A 3,871-nucleotide genomic window follows, 5' to 3' on the forward strand; every position below is an offset into this window, starting at 1 on the left:
TGGGAGCGAGCTTGCTCGCGATGAGGCCAGCTCAATCAGCCTCGATCTGCGCCAATGCCGCCGCCAACCGAACCCCACTCGCCCTCCCACAATTGAGCTGAACCCGCTCCAACCCCAACCAGTTGGCCATGCCCCGCAGATTCGTCGCCAACGCCAGCATCCCCTCTTCATCCAGTCCCGCCTCTTCCTCGTGCACTGCATGCACCGCCAATTGCCCCAACGCCCGCTCCGCCCGCAAGTCCACCCGTGCCGCAATCCGCTCGTTGTGCAGAAACGGCAGGACGTAATAGCCATACACCCGCTTGTGCACCGGCGTGTAGATCTCCAGCCGATAGCGAAAATCGAACAGCCGCTCGGTGCGGCTGCGCTCCCAGACCAGCGAATCGAAGGGCGATAGCAGCGCACTGGCGGCGACCTTGCGGGGAATTTTCACGATGGGTCGGCACCAGGCTGGCTGCTTCCAGTCCTCAACCTGGCAACGTAGCAGTTCGCCCGCCTCCTCCAGTTCGGCGAGCCGCTCGCGGGCATCCGTCGGACTCAGGCGAAAGTAGTCGCGCAAATCCTTTTCGGTACCGACACCCAAGGCTTCGGCGGCATGGACCAGCAACGCTCGCTGGGCCTGGGCTTCATCCGGCAGTGATTGCTGCAGCACGGAGTCCGGCAGGACCCGTTCCGGCAAATCGTAAAGCCGCTCGAAGCCCCGCCGCCCCGCCACCGTCACTTCACCCGCCGCGAACAGCCATTCCAGCGCATGCTTTTCCGCGCTCCAGTCCCACCACGGGCCGGCCTTTTCCTGGCGCGTGGACAAACTGCCCGCGCCAATTGCGCCCTGCTCCCGTACCGCTTGCAGGACGCGGCGAATCACGTCTTGCTGCTCCTGGCCGAAACGCGCCAGTTGCTGATAGATACCTTCGCCACGCGCAGCACGGGCCATGCGCCAGCGCAGCAACGGGTACATCGCCACCGGCAGTAGCGAGGCCTCATGTCCCCAGTATTCAAATAGCGTGCGATGGCGGCCCTGGCTCCAGGCGGCTTGATCGAGCAGGTCGCGGTTGTAATGACCAAGGCGGGAAAACAGCGGGAGGTAGTGCGAGCGCACCAGCGCGTTGACGGAGTCGATCTGCAGGACGCCGATGCGTTCGATCAAGCGGTTGAGACGCGAGGGTTGCACCGAAGCTGGCGGTAACCGCCCATCGAATCCTTGGGCGGCCAACGCCAGACGCCGGGCCTGTTTGAGGGTAAAGGATACAGTCGCGGGCATGGAAATCTCCTTGTCTGCTCGCAACCTACCTCACCATTGGACGGTTTGTGTAGGGAAGGATGGCTCATTTGTGCATCGGGTCATCCCAGAATGGCCGAACCACTTCGTGTTCCACGTCAGCACGACTCACGCCGATGTCCTTGAGCGCCTCGTCGCTCATCGAAGCCAGCAATTCGCGTTCATGGTGCAATTCGTACCAGCGGCTAAACTTGTGCAACAGCGCGCTGAGCGAAAAACCATGGGATGAGAATTTGTCGATCAGTAAATACCCTTTTTGACCTTTCATCGTGATGTCCTCCGTTGGGGATGGCTCTAGTCTCGCGCCAAGGCTAAGATCAATCCAACGAATGTTTCTTATGCAATACATCTCGGAGATTGATCAATTGTCGAGTTACCCGAGCATCGATACCGAAGTGCTGCGCACCTTTGTCGCCATCGCCGACCAAGGGGGGTTCACCCGTGCCGGGGAAATGGTCAACCGCACCCAATCCGCCGTGAGCATGCAGATGAAGCGTCTGGAGGAGGACGTGCTGCAGCGTCGGCTGTTCGAGCGCGACGGACGCCAGGTCAAGCTCACCGCCGAAGGCCAGGTGTTGCTGGGTTACGCCCGGCGGATCCTCAAGCTGCACAGCGAAGTGTTCAATACGCTGCGTGAACCGCACATGGTCGGCACGGTACGCATCGGCACGCCAGATGATTACGTGATGCGGTTCCTGCCCGGGATCCTGCAACGCTTCGCCCAGTTTTATCCGCTGATCGAAATCGAAGTGCACTGCGAATCGTCCAAGCAGTTGCTGCTGCGCCAGGACCTGGACTTGTCCATCGTCACCCGCAAGCCGGGGGATGAGATCGGCCAGTTGCTGCGCAAGGAGCGCTTTGTCTGGGCCGAAGCCGCCTGCTTCAATGTCCATGAACAAACACCGCTGCCGCTGGCGATGTTCAACAGTGATTGTTTCTGCCGCCAATGGGCGTGCAATGCATTGGATGCCATGGGCCGCGATTATCGCGTGGCGTACAACAGCTCGAGCCTTTCGGCGCTGATGGCCGTGGTGGGCGCGGGCCTGGCGATCACCGCGCAGTTGGAAAGCCTGCTGACCCCGGACATGCGTGTGCTCGGTGAGGCGGAGGACCTGCCGGAGCTGCCCGAGGCCAGCATCATGTTGATCCGCAACTTGCACAACCCATCGCCGATCACCGAGTGCCTGGCCGAACACATTGTCGAAGGCTTCAAGCTTTAAAGATAAGCAACACCGCGCACAGCACCAGGAAACCGCAGAACAGCCCGCGCAGCAGTCGCTCCGGCAAGGCGTGGGCGACTTTCACGCCCCAACTGATGCTCATCAGCCCACCGACGGCCAGCGGCAGGCCGATCCACCAGTCCACCTCATGGTGAAACGCATAGGTGGCGAGGGTCACGCCAGTGCTGGGCAAGGCCAGCGCCAGCGACAATCCCTGGGCAACGACCTGGGTAGTGCCGAACACACTGGTGAGAACCGGCGTGGCGACAACGGCCCCGCCGACACCAAACAGACCACCCATCGTCCCTGACGCGGCCCCCAGTACAGCAAGCCATGGCCAGCCATGGCGCATCTGAGCCGAAGCGGGTGCCGTCGCGGCGAACATTCGGATGAGGTTGTAGGCCGCCAGGACGACCAGGAACACCACGAAGCCAATTCGCATACTTTGCGCGTCAATACCTACCGCCCAGATGGAACCGAGCCAGGCGAAGCAGAACCCCATGGACGCCAACGGCAGGACATGACGCAGCTCGATGCGATTACGTTGGTGATAACGCCACAGCGCCAGCATCACGTTGGGGACCACCATCACCAGTGCCGTGCCTTGGGCGATCTGCTGGTCAAGACCGAACCATACGCCCAGCACTGGTATCGCGATCAATCCGCCACCAATGCCAAACAATCCCCCCAAGGTGCCTAGCGCGGCACCCAACAGCAAATACAGCACGACCTCGACCACAGACGACTCTCCCTTTAATCAGGGCGCCTATCCTACGCAGTTGGCGACAACCAGGAAACGCAATAGCTGATCAGGTCGTCAGAATTATCTGGTGCATTAAAGATTCGTCCGCTAGATTCATAAACACTATTGATTGAAAGGTTTCGCCATGAGCACTCAACACGACAGCCCCGACCCTTGCGATGCCCTGTTATTGGACAACCAGGTTTGTTTCGCCCTGCACTCGACGTCGCTGCTGATGACCAAGGTCTACAAGCCGCTGCTCCAAGCATTGGGCCTGACCTATCCGCAGTACTTGGCGATGATGGTGTTGTGGGAAAAAGACGGTTTGACCGTTGGTGAAATCAGCAACCGACTGCTCACCGACCCAGGTTCGCTGACGCCACTGCTCAAGCGCCTGGAGGCCGAAGGTTTGCTGAGCCGCACCCGCAGTCGGGAAGATGAACGCGTGGTGATCGTCGAGCTCACTGAGCAGGGCCGCGCCCTGCAGAAAAAAGCCCTCGACATTCCGCAGTGCATCCTCGCCGCCAGCGGCCAGACCCTGGAGCAATTGAAGAAGCTGCAACTTGACCTGCAAGAGCTGCGCGGGCATTTGCAAGACAGCCTCTAAATCACCGAAACACCGCTAATCCC

General features: G+C 60.5%; 5 protein-coding genes. 2 read left to right on the forward strand and 3 right to left on the reverse strand.

Going from position 1 to position 3,871, the window contains the following annotated elements; genetic code table 11:
- Positions 1 to 31 precede the first annotated feature (31 nt).
- Both OC610_RS22780 and OC610_RS22785 read right to left on the reverse strand, forming a co-directional pair.
- On the reverse strand, positions 32 to 1,261 hold the full coding sequence (locus OC610_RS22780; RefSeq protein ID WP_264430983.1) for a winged helix-turn-helix domain-containing protein: 1,230 nt from the start codon (positions 1,259 to 1,261) through the stop codon (positions 32 to 34).
- A gap of 64 nt (positions 1,262 to 1,325) precedes the next feature.
- Positions 1,326 to 1,547 carry a DUF1127 domain-containing protein gene (locus tag OC610_RS22785; protein ID WP_264430984.1) on the reverse strand — a complete coding sequence of 74 codons (222 nt, stop codon included), beginning with the start codon at positions 1,545 to 1,547 and terminating at the stop codon, positions 1,326 to 1,328.
- Between the two features lie 97 nt (positions 1,548 to 1,644).
- Between OC610_RS22785 and OC610_RS22790 the strand changes: the two genes are divergently transcribed.
- Positions 1,645 to 2,499, forward strand: a complete 855-nt coding sequence (locus OC610_RS22790) for a LysR substrate-binding domain-containing protein (protein ID WP_264430988.1) — start codon at positions 1,645 to 1,647, stop codon at positions 2,497 to 2,499.
- On the opposite strand, the gene OC610_RS22795 is transcribed toward OC610_RS22790, so the two are convergent.
- Complete coding sequence (locus OC610_RS22795; protein ID WP_264430987.1) at positions 2,489 to 3,238, reverse strand: sulfite exporter TauE/SafE family protein; 750 nt, start codon at positions 3,236 to 3,238, stop codon at positions 2,489 to 2,491. The genes OC610_RS22790 and OC610_RS22795 overlap by 11 nt on opposite strands.
- A gap of 148 nt (positions 3,239 to 3,386) precedes the next feature.
- Here OC610_RS22795 and OC610_RS22800 point away from each other — a divergent pair, with 148 nt between their 5' ends.
- Entirely contained in the window at positions 3,387 to 3,848 is a 462-nt protein-coding gene (locus OC610_RS22800) for a MarR family winged helix-turn-helix transcriptional regulator (RefSeq protein WP_181288889.1), read from the forward strand.
- The last annotated feature ends 23 nt before the right edge of the window (positions 3,849 to 3,871 follow it).

It is taken from the genome of Pseudomonas agronomica (genome assembly GCF_025917275.1).
Taxonomy (GTDB): Bacteria; Pseudomonadota; Gammaproteobacteria; order Pseudomonadales; family Pseudomonadaceae; genus Aquipseudomonas; species Aquipseudomonas agronomica.